Below are 1,672 nucleotides of genomic sequence, written 5' to 3'. Positions count from 1 at the left end.
TAAGCTAAGTAGTGAGCAACGTAATACGAAGCCACCGCATAACACCTTAAACACAGAAATCAACGCATACTAAAAATGCCACGCGTTGCGAATCTGCCTTAAGCGCTTTGTTAGTTTGCCACCACGATGAAGCTAGAGGTTTAGCGCCAAGGTGCTGAATTGGCTATGAAACTACTGGCTTTGAATGCAAAAGTAAAACGAGCAGCTCATAATTTAAACCCAACTAACAAAACGCACTTGGCTAAGAAGACTTTCGTAGATGCCGACAGCCACAAATACCATATTTCAATGTTCCCGCTTAACTTTCAAAACCAAAGAAGAAGCGCGCAAGAACATTGAGAAATGAACCTTACTGACACGAAAGGATTGAATGACACGAAAGCCAATTAACCGAAAAACTGGCTACGCGAGATGCCTATTTTGATGAAAAGTCTTTGGGAAATAACAGGTGAATAGCTAGAACGCAGAACAAGGCTTTTAGACCACAAACGCTTTTCTGCCCTTTGCAAACTAACGCCCGCTTAAGTGGTGAGCAACGCTACCACGACACTTAATTATTACACCGTAAACGCAAAAGCCAAATCAAACCAAAACCGCCAAGCGTTGCGAATCCGTCTTAAAGCGTTTGTTAAACGTTTTTGTTCTCCTCAAGGTGCAATACCTCTCCAAGAAACAAATATGTATTAAGGAAAAGAGCTTTCGCTTCCTCGGTTGTTACATCCTTATGCACACCTGTCGACACTCTATCAAACAAGTTCGCTAAGTTTTGACGAAAACGCTGTTTGCGCGACTTGCTATCGCACCTTTGATGGATGTATGCATTTATTCTATTTTGATGCTTACTAGCATCTAATTTTAAGTCATTGTCACCAATTTTCATTGTTTCATCTGAAGGTGGAAAGATTGAGTCAGCGAAAGATTCTATGATACGTCGACAAGTCGTTAAAGCATGGCTAATAGCTTCCGAGTTTCCTGAACTAAGCCTTTCCATAACTGTAGGAATTTGTTCAAGCATATCACCACAGTTTTCAGTAATTAGATGGTCAACTTCTCTTTTGTAGCTCTCGAAAATTGACTCGGATAAATTATCAAATACTTTTTCATAGTAAACATCAGTTATAAACTTATGCAGTAAAGCAATGACCTTACTGCGAATTCCACTTAACTTTGAGATGTTAGTCGTAGTGTCGTTCATGGCTCTTGTTGCATGGTGAACAGCATAATTATGATCACCTGAAGAATCAGGTGTCCTCATAACCGATAACTTAGCCTTATCCGCATCAATACGAGCCTCAATCTGAGCAAGAGGAATCCAATACCCCTTATTTTCATCACGGTTAGTCCAGCGTCCAGTCAATGTCATATATTTAAGTGAAATATCATTGTCTGAGTAGAAACCACCAAGTTCAAAACGCAACCACTCTTTTACTTCGTCAGCTCCAACGATTCTGGCTAATCTTGAGGTTTTTAAGATGAGCTTTTCAACCGAAGAACGACCAAGTTCTAGATCATCTAAAAGATCTTGAACTAACTCTAATGTATGTTCACTTTTACTGGTTACCACAGAAACTCCTTTAAAACGTTTAACGCTAAGCTAAGTAGTGAGCAACGTAATACGAAGCCACCGCATAACACCTTAAACACATAAATCAACGCATACTAAAAATGCCAT

At 39.7% G+C, this 1,672-nt stretch carries 2 protein-coding genes; one reads left to right on the top strand and one right to left on the bottom strand.

Annotated elements, in window-relative coordinates; all coding sequences use genetic code 11:
- Positions 1-165: 165 nt before the first annotated feature.
- Positions 166-339 (top strand): hypothetical protein, encoded by a 174-nt coding sequence (locus tag OCT63_RS21290; RefSeq protein WP_269984583.1) that lies wholly within the window; start codon positions 166-168, stop codon positions 337-339.
- A 289-nt stretch (positions 340-628) separates the two neighbouring features.
- Here OCT63_RS21290 and OCT63_RS21285 read toward each other — a convergent pair whose 3' ends face one another.
- Positions 629-1,564: an AbiTii domain-containing protein gene (locus tag OCT63_RS21285; RefSeq protein ID WP_269984582.1), complete on the bottom strand. Its 936-nt coding sequence runs from the start codon at positions 1,562-1,564 to the stop codon at positions 629-631.
- Positions 1,565-1,672 lie beyond the last annotated feature (108 nt).

The organism is Vibrio sp. RW (assembly GCF_027587105.1).
In the GTDB taxonomy this organism is placed as follows: Bacteria; Pseudomonadota; Gammaproteobacteria; order Enterobacterales; family Vibrionaceae; genus Vibrio; species Vibrio toranzoniae.
The sequence above is the reverse complement of the archived record's forward strand: the minus strand, read 5'-3'. Positions and strand labels throughout refer to the sequence as shown.